Annotated in this window: 11 protein-coding genes; 1 reads left to right on the forward strand and 10 read right to left on the reverse strand. The window is 58.9% G+C overall.

From position 1 onward, the window contains the following. Together DNK49_RS06350 and DNK49_RS06355 are read right to left on the reverse strand one after the other, a co-directional pair. Entirely contained in the window at window positions 1-408 is a 408-nt protein-coding gene (locus DNK49_RS06350; RefSeq protein WP_110523492.1) for a PIN domain-containing protein, read from the reverse strand. Further along, window positions 408-629: an AbrB/MazE/SpoVT family DNA-binding domain-containing protein gene (locus tag DNK49_RS06355; protein ID WP_110523493.1), complete on the reverse strand. Its 222-nt coding sequence runs from the start codon at window positions 627-629 to the stop codon at window positions 408-410. Before DNK49_RS06355 ends, DNK49_RS06350 begins: the two co-directional genes overlap by 1 nt. Window positions 630-910: 281 nt before the next feature. On the opposite strand from DNK49_RS06355, the gene DNK49_RS06360 reads away from it, so the two are divergent. Beyond that, window positions 911-1,489, forward strand: coding sequence for a DJ-1/PfpI family protein (locus tag DNK49_RS06360; protein ID WP_110523494.1), 579 nt, complete (start codon window positions 911-913; stop codon window positions 1,487-1,489). 255 nt (window positions 1,490-1,744) lie between these two features. Here the strand turns inward: DNK49_RS06360 and DNK49_RS06365 are convergent, their stop codons facing one another. The 8 genes from DNK49_RS06365 to DNK49_RS06405 form a co-directional block, all read right to left on the reverse strand. Further along, the gene (locus DNK49_RS06365; protein WP_110523495.1) at window positions 1,745-3,103 is read right to left on the reverse strand and encodes an HlyD family type I secretion periplasmic adaptor subunit; all 1,359 of its coding nucleotides are present in this window, start codon (window positions 3,101-3,103) and stop codon (window positions 1,745-1,747) included. Window positions 3,104-3,136: 33 nt separating this feature from the next. Further along, entirely contained in the window at window positions 3,137-4,363 is a 1,227-nt protein-coding gene (locus DNK49_RS06370; RefSeq protein WP_110523496.1) for a glycosyltransferase, read from the reverse strand. Between the two features lie 6 nt (window positions 4,364-4,369). Next, window positions 4,370-13,399, reverse strand: a complete 9,030-nt coding sequence (locus DNK49_RS06375) for a calcium-binding protein (RefSeq protein ID WP_165843279.1) — start codon at window positions 13,397-13,399, stop codon at window positions 4,370-4,372. 405 nt (window positions 13,400-13,804) lie between these two features. Then, window positions 13,805-14,617 carry a hypothetical protein gene (locus DNK49_RS06380; RefSeq protein ID WP_133255092.1) on the reverse strand — a complete coding sequence of 271 codons (813 nt, stop codon included), beginning with the start codon at window positions 14,615-14,617 and terminating at the stop codon, window positions 13,805-13,807. Between the two features lie 356 nt (window positions 14,618-14,973). Next, window positions 14,974-15,774, reverse strand: a complete 801-nt coding sequence (locus DNK49_RS06385; RefSeq protein ID WP_110523499.1) for a hypothetical protein — start codon at window positions 15,772-15,774, stop codon at window positions 14,974-14,976. Between the two features lie 249 nt (window positions 15,775-16,023). Beyond that, a complete protein-coding gene (locus DNK49_RS06390) occupies window positions 16,024-16,554 on the reverse strand; it encodes a hypothetical protein (RefSeq protein WP_110523500.1) in 531 nt (176 codons plus the stop codon). Between the two features lie 375 nt (window positions 16,555-16,929). Beyond that, window positions 16,930-17,187 (reverse strand): hypothetical protein, encoded by a 258-nt coding sequence (locus DNK49_RS06400; RefSeq protein WP_110523502.1) that lies wholly within the window; start codon window positions 17,185-17,187, stop codon window positions 16,930-16,932. Window positions 17,188-17,262: 75 nt separating this feature from the next. Next, complete coding sequence (locus DNK49_RS06405; RefSeq protein WP_110523634.1) at window positions 17,263-19,482, reverse strand: peptidase domain-containing ABC transporter; 2,220 nt, start codon at window positions 19,480-19,482, stop codon at window positions 17,263-17,265. Window positions 19,483-19,595 lie beyond the last annotated feature (113 nt).

Below are 19,595 nucleotides of genomic sequence, written 5' to 3' on the forward strand. Positions count from 1 at the left end.
TCAGGTCATGCCGGCCACCGGGCGTGCGCCCGCAAGCCGGGCAGCCTTCTCGTCGAAGGTCAGGAAGGGCAGCGCCTGCTCTGCGCTGCAACAGGCAAGATGCAGCGCGTCAGCAAAATCCGCGGCACCATGCTCGTACAGATAGCACGCGTACTCGACCGCCCCTTCTGCCTCAAACGACACATTCCGTACCTCCAGAAGTGCTCGCAGCGTCCCAAGGACGGTCGGCTTGTCGAAGCGGTACCGTGACCTCAGCACCCATTCGAGCTCCAGGGTCACGGTCCGGGTGATGTGGATGCACTCGCCCGCGGCAAGCGCCCCCTGGATGCACGCGACCGCCTGCCGGTACTGCTCCAGGTCATCGCGCACAAGATAACGCACGAGGACGTTGGTATCGACCGAGGGCATCAGCGCCAGGCCTTCATCTCGTCCGTGCTCACCCCCCCTCCCTCGGGCGCCTGCAGTAACCCGGCCATATCTTCCAAGGCGCGCTTCTTCGCCCGAAGAATGACCGTGCCATCCGGCAGCACCGTGAAGTTCACCTTGTCCCGGGGCTGCAGGTCGAGTGCTTCACGCACATCGATGGGGATGGTCACCTGGCCTTTGCTGGTAAGTGTTGCGAGCGACATGAGAATCTCCATTTCCTTACCAAATATATTTTAGTAAGGAAATGGAGGCTTTACAAGCGACCATTCCGGGAGCTGCGCTTGTTTTTCCCCTGCCCCGGAGAACACGATCACTTCCCTACTCCAAGTATTTGTGGTCGCACACGGCGCCTGACGCTGCGCTGCGAAATGTCTGACAGCGTCTCCACTGTGGTACTCCCGTACCACCCACTCTCCCCACCCTCGTCGCAGACTTGCCCTGATGGCCATCAAGCGCCATCCACCACCCGACCGAGGAGACCGACATGGGCAAGAAGATACTGATGATCTGCGGTGACTACTGCGAGGACTACGAAACCATGGTGCCGTTCCAGACCCTGCTTGCGATCGGCCATACCGTACATGCGGTGTGTCCAGGCAAGAAGGCGGGCGACAGCATCGCCACCGCGGTTCATGATTTCGAGGGTGACCAGACCTACAGCGAAAAACGTGGACATAACTTTGCGCTGAATGCCAGCTTCGACGATATCGATGCCAGCCACTACGACGCGCTGGTGATTCCAGGTGGGCGCGGGCCAGAGTACCTGCGGATGAACGACGCAGTCATTGCACTCATCCGTCACTTCTTCAGCACCAACAAGCCTGTGGCGGCAGTCTGCCATGGCGCCCAGTTGCTGGCCGGCGCACGCGTGCTCGAAGGGCGCCTGTGCTCCGCCTACCCGGCCTGCCGTGCCGAGGTGGAACTGGCCGGCGGACGCTATGCCGACATTCCCATTGACCAGGCAGTCACCGACGGCAATCTGGTCACCGCCCCCGCCTGGCCTGCCCACCCTGCCTGGCTGAGCCAGTTCATCGCACTACTGGGCACCCGGATCAGCCACTGAGCACACCGCGCCCGGAGCACGACAGGCATGTCGTCTCCGGGCATTGCCGCATCATTCGACTACAATCGAATGACCGAGCCGCCAAGGACCGTGCGATGTGGCGGTTTTTCAATCTACGCAATGAAGATCATCCATCGTAGGGCAACAGCAGGGGCCATCACATCCATCAGACCAGCAACATTGACACTGCACAGTCAGACGCCGCTCTGAGCCCCTGGACTCCAAACTGTTAGAACGGCAGAAGACAACACATTGTCATCGCTCCCGGCCAGCCTCGTGCCAAGCCTTTTTTACGGGTGACAACAGGTACTCAGCCACCGTTCGGTTTCCCAGCAAGATTTCTGCCGTCGTCTGCATGCCCACTGATAAACCGTACTTCACACCCTCAACCTCCAGCCCGCTTGCATCGACTGCGACCAAAGCCTTGTATCGCAAAGGACGCTGACCAGCGCCGTACAAACCTTTGTCGCGAGCCTCATCTTCACTTTGAGCATCGGCACTGACATGTTCGACAGTGCCTTGCCCCATGCCGTACTTCTGAAAAGAATAAGGCGCAAACTTCAGCTTGACAGTCTGCCCCTCGCGCACGAAGCCGATATCTTCATTCGAAATCCAAACCTCGGCCTTGAGACTCTCATCGCTTGGAACCAGACTAGCCAGTACGGTACCAGGCTGCACTACCGTACCAGCCGTATGGGTCGCCAGATCCTTGATCACGCCATCCTGCGGGGCTTTCAACTCCAGCAACTGACGCCGGTGTAGCTGCTTTTCCTTTTCCTTGGCCAGTTTGTCAATCTGAGCCTGTACCTCATGGCGCTCGGCATGCAACTGCCGGATGTGATCTGCTTCGATCTGCTCAAGCCTTTTCTGAGACTGGTCAATGCTGGCATGGGCGGCAGCGATCAGATGACCCTGTGTCACCAACTCCTGTTCCTTCTCGATGCGCTCGCGCCGCTTGTCAGAACCCATCAGACCTCCAGCAAAACCTTCTGCAACCAAGCGCTGATAGGCCCGATCCTGTTCCCGGTAATGTGGGAGCACAGCCTCGAGCCGCTCTTTCTGCTGGCGGGCTGCAGCCAGTTCCTGCTGCGCCCTGAGCAAACGACTTCGCTCCTCAGCCAGCGTCGCGGCCAAGGCATTGAGGTTTGCCTGGTATTGCGCGCCGGTCTCACGCACGAGCGCCGCAGACACCAACATGTCCGGCGCGAAAGGCATACCGCCGAGTTCCGCATCAATGCGGGCAAGCACAAGCCGCTTACGGTCGTACTCGGTATTGATTGCCTCCAGATCCGCGCTGGTAACCAACGCATCCATCCGCATCAGAATCTGTCCTGCACGCACCCTCTCACCCTCGCGCACAAGAATCTCATTGATGATGCCAGCCTCCGGGGGCTGCACGATCTTGAGGTAGCTGGCGGACACGAGTTTGCCATCAGCAACGGCAACAATGTCCAGGCGCCCGACGAGCGACCAGACCAGCAAAAACGCCAGTAGCCCCAACAGCGTCCACAACACCCACAGCCCTTGCGGGTGGGGTGCCGTGTGCTGCAATCGGATCAGCGGTGGGTGAAAATCGATATGGCTCACATGACTATATTGAGCAAGAGATTTCATTGAGTACATGTCTTTTAAGGATTCAGAGTATCGCTAGCCGGCTGGTGAAACGCCTCGCTCCGGGGCTACCAAGGCACATTGCTCGATCGCGGCCACCGTCAGATCGACAGCCATTTGCGGCTCGAAGTCTCGGTAACGCAATGCGAAGGAGCGGGCGGCCTGACGCTCGGACGACGCTTCAAGCAAGCGCCTTGCAGCCGCGGCCACACCCTCTACATCAAGCTGTCCGGCCAGCAACCTCCCAGCCCCCAGAGCCTCAACCCGATGTGCCAAGAGCGCCTGTTCGACATAACGCGGACGCATTAGCAGTGGTACCCCCGCAAGCAACGCCTGGGTCGAAAAACCGGAGCTGCCATAACTGACGGCTATATCAGCCCGCTGCAACAGGGGAGGCAACGCCAGCGGCGTCAGCGCTATGCGCAGACGCCGTGTTGCGTAATGCCTCGCCGCGACTACACTCCATCCAGGCGTAACGCACAAGACCTCGGCATCCAACCTTGCGAGCGCCCGCACAATGGCTGAAAAGCCAGGCACATCCGGGCGCAGATAGAGCAGGACACGAGGACAATCCTTTCCTTGCCAACCGACGCGCGCACACTCGGGTAGCGTGACGATGGGCCCAAGGTATCTACCATCAGGTCTCACACCACAGTGATCCAGCTCAGCGAAAGTACTTAACACATCCTGGGAGCCAAATAGCTCACGCATCCGTGCAGCCCTCTTGACACCGACAAGATGCTGGGCGGCTTCGGTCACTCGATCAAGCCGCACTTCAGCATTGCGCGTCATTTCCTCGGTCACGACGTCCCAGGGCCGAATCGACGGCCAGGGTGAAACAGGCGGCGGAACCGCAAACCCCGTGCCCACGGCGATATGAGGCACACCACCCCCACGCGCGGCCAAAAGCGCAGTGGGGGCATGATCACCAACCAATACATCAGGACACACCAGAGAAAAAATACTTCGCCAGGCATGAAGCCGAGCAGCCACAGCCTGAACGTCCGCAAAACCCGCGTGAAGCAAAACATCGGCGTAATTGACAGGCTCCATGCGCGCTACAGAGCGTTGCGCTGGCCGTGGAGCGGTCTGGGGCGCAGCCAACACGGTAAGACCAGGAACAGTCCCGCCCGGCAGGCACACGTCCTTGAGGACCAGGGTTACCATATGTCCGCGTTCGCGAAGCCCCTCGGCCAACCGAAGACAGCGTGCGAGGTGACCAAAGGCCTCTCCCAGCTCCCAGGCGATCAGTACGCGTGCCATACCGAATCAGTTACCAGGGGCAGCCAAGCCTTCGCGCAACCCCGCGAACCCCTTCAGCTGGCTCCCCACAGCCAGGCCCACGGCATCGCTGTTTGCACGAAGCGTCACCGTATTGGCGGAAAGCAACCCCGCCAAGCCAGTGATATCGGCCCCCAGAGCCTTACCCTTCCACAAGGACGCCTCTTGCCGCTCTGTATCCAGACGGCTCAGGGCGTGAAGCAGGTCCTGCCAGTGTGCCTCCATCGCCGCGCCGCTGCTTGGGGACGTGACCACCCCACTCTCTGCTGCGGGGGGTGAAAGCCAACGCTCAAACCAGCGCGCGTCCAGCAGGCTCACGGAAGCATGACTGACCGCTGTCTTGGTATCCAACTTGAAACCATCCAGAAAGCGATCGAGCAGATCCTCCTGCTTGCCTTTGTTAACGGGGTTTCCTTGGCTCGTCTCAGCACTGTCGTTCTGGTTCGCCACCTGACCCGGCAGAGGAGCACCAGCGCCGTTGCCGACGCCTTCGCTACCCCTTGACGCGGCAGGCAATACGGTCTTGTTGCCGATACGGACTTGAAACACGTCAGAGGCCGTTGAGTAAACACCGTGACCATCAGTGGCCACCACTTTGACATCGATCGCTGCGGTGGAGCCCGAAGGCACCGTGCCACTGAAAGTCTGCGCCACCGGGTCAAAAGCGAGCCAGGAAGGCAAGGCCCTACCATTGGACAGTGAAGCCGCGAAAGTCAGACTGTCGGTACGGTCGAGGTCCACAAAACTCCCTTCTGGCACCTGCCAGGAAAAAGCCTGGCCCTTGGCAAGTTGGACATCACTCAAGGCCTTGACCAGCCTGGGCGCATCATTCGAGCCGCGGACCAACATGGCAAGCTCACCAGTGCTAGTGGCGACTCCATCGCTCGCGGTGTAGGTGAAGCGATCCACCACCTGCTGCCCGCCGGCCAGGCCCTGGACCTTGGCGGAAGCATTATTCAGCACATAGGCATAGCCACCATTGGACAGAAGAGCCAGCCAGCCGTACTCTCCTTGATGGAGGCCCGCATCGGTCACCTTGAGCTTATCGCCTTCCGGATCTCGATCATTCTTCAGCACATTACCCCAAGCAAAAAGCTTGCAGTCCTCGCTGACTTCACCGATGTCCTGTGTAGTGACCGGCGGCAGGTTACCGCTGGCTGCAACGGCAAAGACAAAGGTTTGGCTTGCTGACGAGCCTGCCAGATCAGTGGCATTTACCTGCAGGCTGAAGTCGCCAGCGACAGCGGGAGTGCCGCTGAAAGTGCCCGTCGCGACATCGAATGCAAGCCAAGCTGGCAGGGGGGCGCCACCGTCCAGTACTGCCGAGTAGGTGAGCACATCACCCACATCGACGTCGCGAAACGCGTCCTGCGGTAGTTGCCAGCTGACAGCCTCGCCAACCCGTCCGGTCTGATTGACGAGCAGCGCACCCACCTCCGGCGCATCATTGGTGTTCTGCACGGTGACGCGAAAGCTGTGCAGGGTCGAAGCGCCCAAGGCATCCATACCCTGAACGATGACATCAAATTCTCCTACGTCGTCGTTGTCCGGGGTGCCATAAAGCGTACGCTCAGCAGCATCGTATTTCAGCCACTGGGGCAAGTTCGCATAGCCAGACACCATCACCCCGGTCAGAACGACATCGCCATCAGCGTCGATGAACAGGTCATCGGGCAGACGCAGGCTGAATGCCGAATCTTCCAGTGCAATCTGATCGGCAACGTGACTGACGAGTTCAGGTGCGCGGTTCATGAACTCGCGCAGGCTGACTGCCGTACCGTCAGCAAACTCAAGCGTGTCGATCACCGCCCCGCCTTCTGCCCCCGCCGGCGCATAGTTGGCAACCCTCACAACGTCACCATGGCCGCCGTAATGGATCAGCAGATCGTCGCCGTCAAGCTCGACTCGCACCTCCTCACGGAAGATGTCCGCGCCGAAGGTGAGCACGTTGCCGACTTCGGCATCCAGTCCATCCTCGATGACATCCTCGCCATCCCCCAGATTGACCACGTAGGCGTCGCGTCCGGCACCGCCGCGCAATACGTCGTTGCCAACACCCCCCGTCAGCACATCATCGCCGCCACCGGCCTCCAGCACATCATCACCGTCATAGCCATAGAGACGGTCACCGACATCCGTGCCAGTCAGCAGATTGCCAGCGTTGTCGCCTTCAACCACGAAGGTCCAGGACACCAGCGTGGCATAGTCCACAATCGTGCCGTCGGCGAACTCGAAGCGGTCAATGGCGTGGGCCCCCAATACGTCCGCCGGGTTGAAGCCGGTCAGACGCACCACATCACCTTCGCCACCGTAGGGAATGAGCAGCACATGGCCGCCGCTGACATCGACTTCAAAGCGCAGGCTGTTACGCAGTGCGTTCGGGTCGATGCCGGGACCGAAGCGCAGTAAATTGCCGGCAGCCTCCTCGGCTACGTCGTCGATGGTGACCATACCGTCACCCAGATTCACCACGTAGATATCATTGCCGCTCTCTCCCGCCAGCCAGTCGCCACCAGGCGTGGCCTCAATCAAGTCGTTGCCGTCGCCGCCCCGGACACGGTCTGCCAGCACCGTGCCCTTGAGCGCATCGTCACCCGCGGTGCCAGAAATGTCGAAACCGCGTTCCAGCAGTTGCTCGTAGCCGATCTCGTCACCATCGGGTCCGAAGCGGAAGCGCTCCACCGCGCGCGGCCCCAGTGGGTTCTCCGGATCGAAACCGGAGAGTCGAACGCGGTTGCCGGTGTTGTCGAGATCGAGGATCAGAAAGCCTTCGCGGTCGTAGGACAGGCGCACATCGTCCAGCGTCGTCCCCTCGGGCAGCACCAGCACGTTCGGCGCGTCACCGTCCTCACTGTCGATGATGGTGTCTGTGCCGCCATCGGCATCGATGACATAGACGTCACCACCGGCGCCGCCGCTTATCGTGTCATTGCCTGCGCGCCCCTCGATCCAGTCGGCAAGCCCCGTACCGGTCAATACGTCATCGTCCGGGGTGCCGATGATGCGCACCCCGCGCGCGAGCAAGTCGTCAAAGGACAGGCTCGCTCCCCACCAGGGCAGGCTGACCTCGGCCACAGGCGCTTGCATCCCCTGCGCGCGGGGGTCGAAGCCCGCAAACCGGATCATGTCGCCAGCTTCGTTCAGTTGCAGCAGCAGATCGCGCCCGTCAAACGCCAGGCGCAGATCGTCTGCAATAAGATCGCCGGTCAGTTCGATACGGTTGACGTCCTGCTGGCGCCAGGTCTCGACGAGGGTCGTCTCCGTCGGACGAGCCCCCCAGTCCTTGTGAATGCGATAGACGTCCGAACCTGTGCCACCCACCAGCCGATCCGCACCGCCGTTACCGGTCAGCACGTCATCGCCGTCACCGCCGATCAGGGTATCGGCAAACGCCGTGCCGATGAGCCAGCCGCCTTCATCGCCGGCAATCTCGGTCCTGCCCGTGGGCTCGATGGTCTCGGCCACGATCTCGGTGCCATCGTCGAAGCGGATGATGTCCACCGAGCGTGTCTGGGTGGCACGGCTGGGTTCATAACCGCGCAGGATCACCCGATCGCCGGGGCGGCCCGCAAATTCGATCACCAGATCGCCGTTGCGCTCTGAGTAACGCAGGTCTTTCGGATGGATGCCGGGGCCAAAGCTGAGGATATTGGGTGCGTCATCGATAATGCTGCCCCCGTATCCACCACCGTATCCACCCCCATACCCACCACCGTATCCACCCCAGTTCAAAATGCGATGATCGTCATCAATGACGACTTCGCCATGGCCCGGCAGGTATGTGTAGGTGTCGCCGCCCCATTCGCCATAGAGCTCGTCGCGGCCACTGCCGCCGGCGAGTGTATCCGCGCCCCAGCCGCCGTAGATCACATCGTTTCCCGCGCCGCCGTCGAGCATGTCGTCGCCGTCACCGCCGTAGATGAGGTCGTCGCCCTCGCCGCCGAAGATCGTGTCGCCCCCGGCCAGCCCCAGCACGACGTCATTGCCAGCACCAGCATCAAGCACATCGCCAGTGGGGGTGCCATAGAGTACGTCATCGCCGTCGGTCGGCACGTTGTTGGCGAGATTGGCCGCGGCGAACAGGTCGCCCGTCTGCCCATAGGCCACCGCTTCCAGTCCCCCCGCCGGAGCGACCTCGCCGGTCAGTTCGAAGCCGGCTCCATCGAATGCCAGGGGTGAATCCTTGGTGGCTCCGGGCAGTGCCGCACCGTTGGCCTGTAGCCAAGCGGCCAGATCGAAGATCCGCGTCCTGCCCTCTGTGTCGATGAACTGGATGCGCTCAAGATCGCCCGGCAGCTTATTGGCACGCACACCGTCAAGGGCGATCGCCCCACCTGCGCCCCCCTCGACCAACACGACCACGCGCCCGTCGCGATCCAGCACGACCGCGAGCATGGCTGGTGTCACCGTGGAGCCGAACGACAGCGTATCCACCCCGTTGCCGGCTGTCAGCGTGTCATGACCGTCGCCGTAGTTAAAGACGATCACATCGTCGCCTTCTCCCGCGTCAATGCGGTCGTCGCCGGCTTCACCCGCGATCAGGTCATCGCCTTGGCCGGTATACACCGTATCGTTACCGGTGCCGGCCGAAACGAGGTCCTTGCCCGCAGCCAGACTGATGTAGTCGTCATTGCCGCGCGCCTGCACGATCACCGACTGGCCAGTGTAGTCGTTGATACTATCGTCGGCCTCGCTGCCCAGAATCGTTGCCGGCGCACCCTGATAGCGTTGCTGCCAGCCGATCTTGCCGCCATCGGCGTGCGCGATCACGTCGGCCAACGTCCACTCGGTACCCTCATCGAAGCGGAAACGCTGGATCGCGCCACGCCCCAGGTCGTCTCCGTGCTGGGTGGCCACGATCAGCGCATCGTTGCCACCAATACCGATCACCAGGTTGTAGTAGCCCACGTCGCCCGGCTGACTAATCAAGCCAATGCCCCCCAACTGCACCGACACATCCTCGGGCCGGATGCCCGGCGCAAACGCCACGGTGTCGTTGGCCACCGAGAGGCTTGCGCCCAGTGCGTGGTCCAGGCCCATGCCCGGCGCCAGAATATAGGTGTTGTTGCCCTCACCGCCATAGAGCCCGTCGCGATCGGCGCCGCCGTCGAGTACGTCGTCGCCGGCTTCGCCGTATAGCGTGTCGTGGCCTGCACCGCCGGTCAGGACATCGTTGCCTTCACGGCCGTAGAGGATGCTGTCCTTTCCGGTACCGGCCAGTACGTCATCGCCCGGTGAGCCGTGCAGAACCTCCGTCTCCTCACTCACATTGAGTTTGGTCAGTACGTCTTCTATCGTGAGTTGCGCACCGTTGTCGAAGTCAAAGCGGTTGATGCGCTGCCAGCGGCTTAGCCAGTCCTTGATGCGGAGCGCATCGCCGGAGGCCGCGATGGTGGCAATGAGATCAGTGCCGTCACGGGTGAAGGCAACATCGTTCTGGCCGATACCCGGCTTGAACAGGACTCGGCCCTGGTTGTCCTCGATCACGTCCTGGCCATCGCCTACGCCAAAACGGTAGGTGTCATATCCGCCCAGATCATGGAAATGGTCGTCGCCCGCGCCTCCCTCCAACACGTCGTCCAAATAGCTGCCGACGATGACGTCATCTCCCGCGGTCGCTGCCTGCGCCCGGGCAGCCAGATCGGACCGATTCCATACCGTGCCGTCGGCGAAACGCAGTTGCTCGATGCCGACTTCGTTGGACCAGGTGCCGGCCTGGCCGCGCACGGTCAGCCGGCTGCCGTCGGACAGCATGACGGCCATGTCGCCTTGCACCGTCCAGCGCACGGTGACGTCGGTGGGGGCGATGCCGGCGCCCAGTTCCACCACGTCCTCACCGGCGGTGTGATCTTCGACGATCACATCCTGGCCGTAACCCGAGCCAAAACGGTAGGTATCCGACCCAGAGCCGCCTTCCAGCATGTCGTCGCCCGCACCACCATCCAGCGTGTCATCTCCCCCCAAGCCAATCAGCCGGTCCTTTCCCGCCCCGCCTTCGATCACGTCGTCGCGATCATTGAAGCCGCGCAACTCGTCGTCGCCCGCTTCGCCCAAGAGGCTGCGGAACTTGATCGTCTCTGCATCCCACACCGTGTCGTCGGCGAAGACGATTTCCTCAACCGCATGACGCTTACTCTCGTTGAAGTGGTTCCGGACCGTGAGCATTTCGCCAGTGTCGCGGATTGTGAGCTTCAGGTCATCGGAGGTCTGCCAGCCGTTGACCGTACGTACCCGCTCCAGCCGCACGTCATCCGGGGTGACACCGGCTTTCAATTCGATGCGGTCGGTCTCATCCGGCAGCCATGAGTCCTCGATGATGGTATCGTTTCCGTCACCGCGGCCGAAGCGGTAGGAGTCGCCTTCGGCATTCCCGTCGTAGACCTCATTGTTCCAGCCGACGGTTCCGCCGCCACGCAGCACATCGTTGCCGGCGCCACCGTCGAGTGCATCACGCCCGGCACCGCCGAGCAACACGTCATCCCCACCCTGCCCGATCAGCACGTCATCGTCCCGCGAGCCGACAATGGTCTCAGCGTCTTCGCTGCCGGCGAAGAGGGTCGCTCGCACGTCGGCAAAGGACAGCACCGTGCCGTCTTCAAACGCGATGCGCTCGATCAGCCACGGCCCGTTCTCCCCTCGCCAGTCTTCGTCAAAATACCGTTTGAGCGTCACTTGGTCGCTGCTGTCACGGATGGCCAGCACCAGATCGTTGCCGCTACGGATGAGCTTCACGTCCGCAGGTGCCACCCCTTCCTTGAAACGCAGGGTGTCGGTGTTGCCGGCGGTGGCGTCCCCATCGAGCACCGTATCCTGGCCGTCACCTCGGCCGAAGAGGTAGGTGTCGTCGCCGTTGGCGGAGATGATGGGCGTGGTATTGCGCTCGACACGGTACTGCCCATCCTCGTAGATCCTGCTCCAGCCCGCGCTGCCGATCAGCACATCGTCGCCTGCGCCGCCGTCGATCACGTCGTCGCCTGCGCCGCCGATCAACGTGTCGTTGCCCGCCAGGCCGGTAAGGGAGTCGCCTACGCTGGAACCATGGATCACATCGTCACCGTCGGTGGCTGCCGCCACGGTGGCACGCAGCGCGTCTTCGTGGCGCCATACCGTACCGTCGTCGAAGACGTATTGACCGATGCCATTACTGCCCCACCAACGGCCATTGGCTGGCACCCTGAGCGTGTCGCCGGTGTCGGTGACGGTAATGGTTAAGTCTTCATTGTGGTCGACTGTCACCCGGATGTCCGCAGGGCTGAGCCCCACCAGGCGGACGCTGTCGCGCCGTACACCGTTCTCTGCATAATCGCTGATGATGTCACGGCCAAAGCCGCGTCCGAAGACGTAGGTATCGGCACCGGCCTCACCATAAAGCACATCGTCGCCCGCGCCGCCGGAGATCAGATCGTCGCCGCTGCCGCCGTAAATGACGTCATCGCCCCCCCGACCAAACAGCCGGTCATTGCCGTTGTAACCATAAAGGTGGTCATTGCCCTCGCTCGCCAGCACAATGTCGGCACCACTGGTGAGGCCGGCGTACTCACCGTCCCCGGTGAGGGTGCGGACCTTGAACTCATTGAGCAGTGCCACAATGCCCGCTGTCTGAGGCAGAGTTTCGATGAAGCTGTCGAAGTCGGTAAGGCCCATCCAGTTGGTGCCCGAGAGGAAGCCGCTGGCGTATTTGTCCAGGTCGAGCAGGTCGGCCAGATAATTCTCGGGGTCAACTGCACGCTTGTCGGCAAGCATCTCGTTGAGTGGCGTGGCATCCAATCGCAGGCCCTGTTCATCGAAGACCAGTTCGATCCGATCCAGGTAGGGCTTGAGCCGGGTTTGCAGCACCAGACTGGCATAGACCGACTCGGCAAGGCTGTCGTAAGCCTGCTGCAGCAGATCAAGCTGAGCCTGCGCGAAACTGATTCGCAAGGTTGGCAAGGCGCCAATCGCCACCGCCCCCGAACCACTGCCGCTATTGCTTGACCCTGCAGAGAGGGTCAAGCCCCAGTTGGCGCCACTCGTCTGGCTTTTTTGCGTGGGCAGGTTGAAGAAGTACTGGCCGTTGAAGGCTTCGAGCACATGGAGCTTGCGGCCCCAGTCGGCAATCAACGTGCGGTAGCGCTCGGTGAGATAAGGACCCTCGGCATCCGTCATCAACACATTGCCTACGCTACCCGTGGATGCGGCCACAAAGGCGACGCCGTCGATGTTGGTCGAGCGGCTGACGTTGCCAAAGGCGTCATACTGGATGCGGTACTGGCCGCCCGCGCGTTGCTCCAGGCTGTCCATGCCCGAGCTCGCGGCCCAGGCGGCAATCAAGGGGTCCAGCAGGGCCCTCTGCTCGGCACGGGTGGTGGCAGACTGAAACTGCGCCACCATCCCGGCCAGGCTGTCGGACAGGGTGGCGGCCTGTTGCAGCTCACGCACCGCACCCGAGCCCTGCAGGGTCGGTAGCCCCTGCAGGGCTTCGGGCACGTCGATCTGCTCGGCAAAGCGCGTATTGAAGGTGTCGGTGGCGAACTGAAACTCCCCCATGGCTGCGGTACTGCCGTCGGCGCGAGTGAAGTGGCCTTCGCGGGTCAGCTTGTTGCCGTTGGAGAGGGACTGGTTCTTGACGGTGTTGGCCAGGCTAAGCGATACGATGCCTGCTTCCGCCAAGGCGATGAGTTCGCCAGCGCCGGTTTGCCCGTTCTGGTCGGCGTCCTTCCAGAGTTTCAAGTCGGCGAAGGCCGGGTCGGACGCATCGATGATGCCGTCGCCGTTTTCGTCCAGCGCCCCGAGGGCGGCAAAGCCGTTGGGGGCCAAGGTGCCATTGGGCAGCGGGGTGAAATCGCCAAACAACTCGGCGCCGGTGTCGATGGTGCCGTTGGCGTTGCGGTCCCACACCAGAAGGGCGTCGTTCGACCCCACCCAGCCGGTGCGGGTGAGGACGTCGTCGCCGTTGTGGTCGAAATACACATTGGCGGCAAGTCCGACCGTTTCGAGGCCGTTGCCGTCCAGGTCAAGGATGATGGGGTCGCGGGGCAAGGTCCAAGTTTTGGCTCGACCAAAAGAGCCACTTTCATTTCCGCTAACCGCCTCATCAACTATCTGATCAATCCGGCTTTGACGATTCTTGATCAAGGACACCGTATTTCGTGTTATGTCAGCCAAAGGCTCCGCCATCCAGCTGTAACCGGGTGAAATTGAAATCGCAAGCTCTAGCGCCTCAATAGCAGAATCCAAATTATCAGAATCTCTAATATTCGTCCTCAACGACTCGATTGCTTCAATGGTTTTCTCGCCTAACTCATTGTATTTCTCTCTAACCACAGCCTCAACGTACTCATTATTAGGCCCCCTCGCGGTAAGCACGACAGCCTCACCACTTCCTTGCGAAACAGCCGTATCGATACCAGTATTGTAGTGCCCAGGAGAATACTTCCCCATAACCTACCCCCTCATTCTATCCATAATAAGTTTAGCCGCAATTGCACACTCTGAATCTTGGCGAACCCCAGCAACCGCAATAAGCGGATGATCAACATTTCTCAGCGCAATCTCAATTAGATTATTTCTCGGAATCATCTCTAAAGACGACTCGATCAACGGCGCACCAGTATCATCAGCAACAGCACATCTCGCCAAGCCATAGTGATACATATCAACAGCATCAAAAATTCCGCTCAAATGCGAATTTACTTTCAATCTCGACTCTTGCCAGCCAATATTATATAAATTCAGCTCTTTTTCCAGAGCACGCCTGGTTTCAATATTCTTAACATCCCGAACAAACCCCTTCACCACATTTCGGACAGACTCAATCTCTGTTGAAATTCTTCGCTCTCCTTGCAGAGCAATAGCATTCATTCTGTTTAACAAAACAAGTCTTTCAAGCATTAACTCATGACTCTCAACAGAACCTAGCTCACCTGCCTTCCTTATCGAAAAAACCTTAATTAGCTCCTGCGCCTTATAAAGATCAATCAACATTAAATCCAACGACTTCCTATCGATCTCCGAAATCGCGATGAGATGAGCAAGTTTAATTGTTCTCCGGACGTCATCTTCGTTAGATGAAAATGGGCCTCTTAAATAAATTGAAGGAAGTATCTTTATGATTAGCTTGTTCTGCGGATAGGCAATCCATGGCTGCCTGTCTAGCCATCGCATTGAACCCACATAGAATGCCATGAACAGCACGACCACAATAAATGCACAAGTCATAAATATAACTATCGAGGACAGTCCGCATTTTTTACTCATACCAATACTCTCCCATTCATAGTTGCCATTCTGATTCGTTGACTATGACGCGATTCACTGCAGAGTCACGCGCACCACCCTCGTTTCTTGCCCCCCGCTATTGCACCAACTAAATCTCCGACCGATCTGAGCTTCTCGATGGTAGGATCTCCGGAAGGTCCGCCTTCGGCGCGCGTTCTGCCCGTCACGCGCCCACTCGTATATGCAATACGCAACAGTTGATTATTGGCTTGAGACAGGAGCTGCGAGCGCGTCTGACTGCTGGACATTTTTCCCCCGAGATATGTTGGTGACTGATGAATCAATTGTGTTTTCAGAGATCAAGCAAGCTCGTTCGTGAGATCTATATAGACAAGCTAACGATCGTACATATAGATTACGCAATCCCGATTAAGCATTCCGTTCGCAGCATTTACTAGAATGTGCTGACGAAATGAGGTTTCAGAATTCGAGTCTGGCTTGAATACAACGCCCGACTCGCGAAATAGGGCCAGTACCGCGGCATCGTGAAAAATCGAATCGCACAGACCCATGGTGAGAGCTTCAAATACGTTCGGGGGTGCCTTGTCGCCAATACTTGATGCGACGTTGTGGTTAGCGCCTGCATCCAACAACAGCAGGATGATCCGGGCGCGGGTCAGCTGTGTCTGTCTCATGTATTGACGAATTCGTTCCGACTCCGATGGAACATACAAGCGGAGGGACGTTATTTCGCTCGGTGCGTCATAGGGCAGCGTATTGAGTCGAATTACCGCGTCATCCAGCGGAACCACCCCTTCCTTTCCGTTTGGGTCTGCCCCCATTTTTAACAGCATGCGGACTGAAACCACATCTTCCCAATAGATGGCAGACGTCAAGAGCGAACTTCTTCTACCGTGCTTATCAAGAGGCATGCTCTTTGCTAGCAAAGGAGCCTTCTTCAGAATTGCTTGAAGGCGACGGTGATCCCGCGCCTTGATCGCCTCAGTCGCCTCTATGTACAAAGGAGAGGCAACCTGTCCATTGGATCCGGCATCTCCATGCGACTTAGTGGATGCCGCGCTATCCCTGTAGGGCGTTGCGACAAATATCAAAGTAAAAACAAGCACAGTGGCAATGAATGTCCACGGTTTTTTCCCAGTTGCATTAGTGTCAATCGCTTGTGTCGGCTGTGTCATTCATCCTCCTTCACCAAACTCATGTTCAAGGCGTACAACCCCATAGCACCTACTCATCGACCTGAAACCCCTTGGGCGCCTGGTTAAAACAAATATCTTCACTACCATTAAGTGCTTCAGCACTCTTCTCCAGAGTTCTTTCTTAAGTTAACAAGAGAGGATCAAACACACCTGCACAACAGTAGCCATCTGGCTTACCTAACTCGGCCCAATTTTAATGAATAAATTACCAGCAACAATATTATCCACTTAGCCCCCTCTTATATTCAAAAGATATTTTGTAGCGATGATAACCGCGGATAAACTGTATGCAAATAAGAAGGGCAGAAACACGCCATAAGCAAGCATTAGTCGAAGCTCAGAGGAAGTAGTGCACCCAGCGCAGAAACTAGGATCCCCAAAGTCGACAAAGACAACAAAAAAAATAGCCCCCAACAAAGCACAGGAAAATAATAATGCGCCTAACGCCCTCTTCGGATCTTCATCAAACCTCGCTCTTAACCTAACCGACTCCGATGGAATTATTTTTTTAACCGAAATCGGAACTGATAAAAGTGACATCATCATAATTAACGAAAAAATATAGGCTTTATCCGGAAAGTTAGTACTCTCCCCTATCCGCTTCGCAAACTCTACGCGCATTAGGCTTTCCGGCATAAAAGACAGATCCAATTCATAAAAAAGGAAAAGGACCATTAATTCCAGAATGTAAAATACAATCAAAAACGGATGAAAAACTGCACTCCACAGCGTTTTAAGCTCAGATTTATATTCATTCATCGTTCACAAACTCAGATAAAGCGCAGCATCCATAATCAATCAAAGATACCAGGACCATAAGCACGCAATACGATCCGCTCAACCCACGACTGCCTCTGGAAAACACATGGCCAACGTTTATTCACAATCTGGTCTTGGGCGTCCCTATCTCCAGAATCGTCCATAATTATGCTTATCTCCTCTTCCGTTAGACACTCCATTATGAATCTATGTGCTCTTTCCGCTGTGTAATACTTCAGGGAAAACAATATCGCCATCAGAAACGTGAAAATAATCAATACCCTTCGAAGCACTGGCTCTCCTATTACGACACACCACTATCTAATTTCTCTATCCCCATTTATGCGAACTCAACCAAGCGCATTTAGTGACACCCTAGTCAAATAGACGATTCCCCATCGTCTTGGTAACGATGCGTTCTGGCCAACTCTGTTTCTCGCGCACGCATACGAGAGCTCGCCTCGTTATTTCAAACTGCTTCTCCTTGTTGCCGGGTTCATCGAGGATGATCTCTATCTCATCCTGAGAAAGACATTCCTTGATGAACCCTCGGGCACGCTCGGCCGTCAACTCTTTCGCCAACCACACACCCAATGCAACGGCAATTGCATAAAACAAGATCTTTTTGCCCATACCCGACACGTCCCAGAGGTTTAGCGAAGCCTTCCCTGCAAATCTTTCAGCCTTTGCGCCTGCACGTCAGCGATTTCAATCTGAGTCGGAGATGTGCACCTCGGACGTGAGGTCATGACCAGCGCTCAAGGCGTGCAGCCCCATATTCACCACCTCATCCACCTCCAAGCCCTTGGGCACCTGATGCGTAATGAAGATCATCGTCACCTTGCCCTTGAGCCGATTGATGGTCTGAGCGAATAGCTCAGCCGTCTGCTGGTCGAGATTCGAAATCGCCTCGTCGAAGATCAACACCTTCGGACGCTTGAGCAGCGCACGGGCGATGGCGACGCGCTGGCGCTGCCCGCCCGATAGCCCGGTGCCGCGCTCGCCGATCTCGGTCTGGTAGCCGTCGGGCAGGCTTTCGATGAGCTCGTGGATTTCCGCCGCGCGGCAGGCGGCCATCACGTCCTCGAAGCTCGCGTGCGGATGGGCCATGACCAGGTTGTCGTAGACGGTGCCGGAGAACAGCACCGTCTCCTGCGGCACAACGCCGAAATAGGCGCGCAGCTCATTGGCCGCGAGGCTGCGGATGTCGCGTCCGTCGATGGCGATCTTTCCTTCCTGCGCCCAGTAAAAGCCCTGCAGCAGCTTGGCCAGGGTGCTCTTGCCGCAGCCACTGGGGCCCATGAGCACGGTGAGCTTGCCGGTCGGGATCGAGAGTTGGAGATTACGGTAGAGCCAGGGGTGCTGCTCGGAATAGCGAAAGCCCAGGTTCGTGATCTCGATCTGCCCCGCGCCACCGGGCGAACGCCTCGGGGTCAGGGTGAAGGGTTCCTGGGGCATGTCGAGGATGTCGCCGAGGCGCTTCACCGCAATCGACGCCTGCTGGAACTCCTGCCACAGGCCGACCAGACGCATCACAGGCTGGGACAGACGGCTGGCGAACATCTGGAAGGCGACCAGCATGCCCACGGTGAGGCCCACGTTCTGCATCACCAGCCAGGCGCCAACGATGAGAATGGAGAGCGTCATCAACTGTTCCAGGCCGGAGGCGACGACCTGGTAGGTGTTGCCCACCTGGCGGGTGGCGAAGCCGGCCGTCAGGTACTGGGCGAGGTAGGTGCCGTAGCGCTTGTCCACGTCGGGCTCGAGCTGGAGCGACTTTACCGTGGGCATGCCAGCCAGGTACTCGGTGAGGAAGGCCTGGTTGCGGGCGCCGAGGAGAAACTGCTGATCGAGCCGGGCACGGAACACGGGCACCATGATGAGGCTGGCGATAACGATCAGCGCGAGGATGCCCAAGGCGATGAGGGTGAGCTGCCAGCTGTAGGCGAACATCACCGCGAGGAAGACGAACAGGAAGGGTAGATCGAGCACCAGGCTCACCGCAGCGCCGGAAACGAATTCGCGCAGCGTTTCGACCCCGTTCAGGCGGGCGACGAGGGTGCCGGTGGGGCGTTGCTCGAAGTAGCCCAGCGGCAAACGCAGCAGGTGGCGCATGACCTTCTCGCCCAGCACGGCGTCGATGCGGCTGCCGGTGTGCAGCACCAGGTATTGGCGCAGCCAGCTCATGGCGCTGGTGAACAGCATGAACACCACCAGCGCCACGCCGAGCACGATGAGCGTGCTCTCGGAATGATGGGCGATGACCTTGTCGATGATGACCTGGGTGAAGAGCGGCGTGGCCAGGCCGACGAGCTGGATGGAGAGACTGGCGAGGAGGATGTCGCGCCAGAGTGTCCTGTGGCGCAGCAGTTCGGGGAGAAACCAGGAGAAGCCGAAGGGTTTGGCGGCCTGGGTACTGCGGTCGTGCGTGGCGGTCGATTCGTTCAGCGGCGGCTCCGCTTCGGACACCAGCAGCAGGACCGGCGCACACTGAGTACGGGCAAGGTCCAGCGGTACAGGATGCGGCGCCCGCTCACCAGGCCTCACCCAAACCAGGGTGCGGTCGCCATGCTGCACGATCAGGGCTGGCGTCATCCCAGTCGAGGCCGGGGACGGGGACGGGGACGGGGCCTGCTCGCCCACCCATTTCCCATCGGTCGTGATCAGGGCGACAGCGGGAAGCGGCAGTAACGAAGAGTCCTCACCGGGCCAGCACGCCAGACCGGCCTTGAATCCCAGCAACGCCAGCACCTCGATTAAGGTGGGCAGGTCGATTGGCGGCGGAAAGCGCTTGAGCACCAGTTCGGCATCAAAAGGCCGGCGGTACAGGTTAGAAAGGTTTGCAAGCAGCCAGACGAGGGCTTCGGCGTCAATGCCTCCTTCGAGCGGACCGGAAGTCGCACCCTGCAGGTCCTGCCTTTTCTGCATTGCAGCCGTTTGCATACGTCATCCAGAAATGACAAACGACGCATTTCAACCGAGGCACAGAAATATGTCAATCGCAATTTCCAGCAACCGGATGCAGAATGGACTCCACTCGC

It is taken from the genome of Parazoarcus communis SWub3 = DSM 12120, assembly GCF_003226565.1.
Taxonomy (GTDB): Bacteria; Pseudomonadota; Gammaproteobacteria; order Burkholderiales; family Rhodocyclaceae; genus Parazoarcus; species Parazoarcus communis.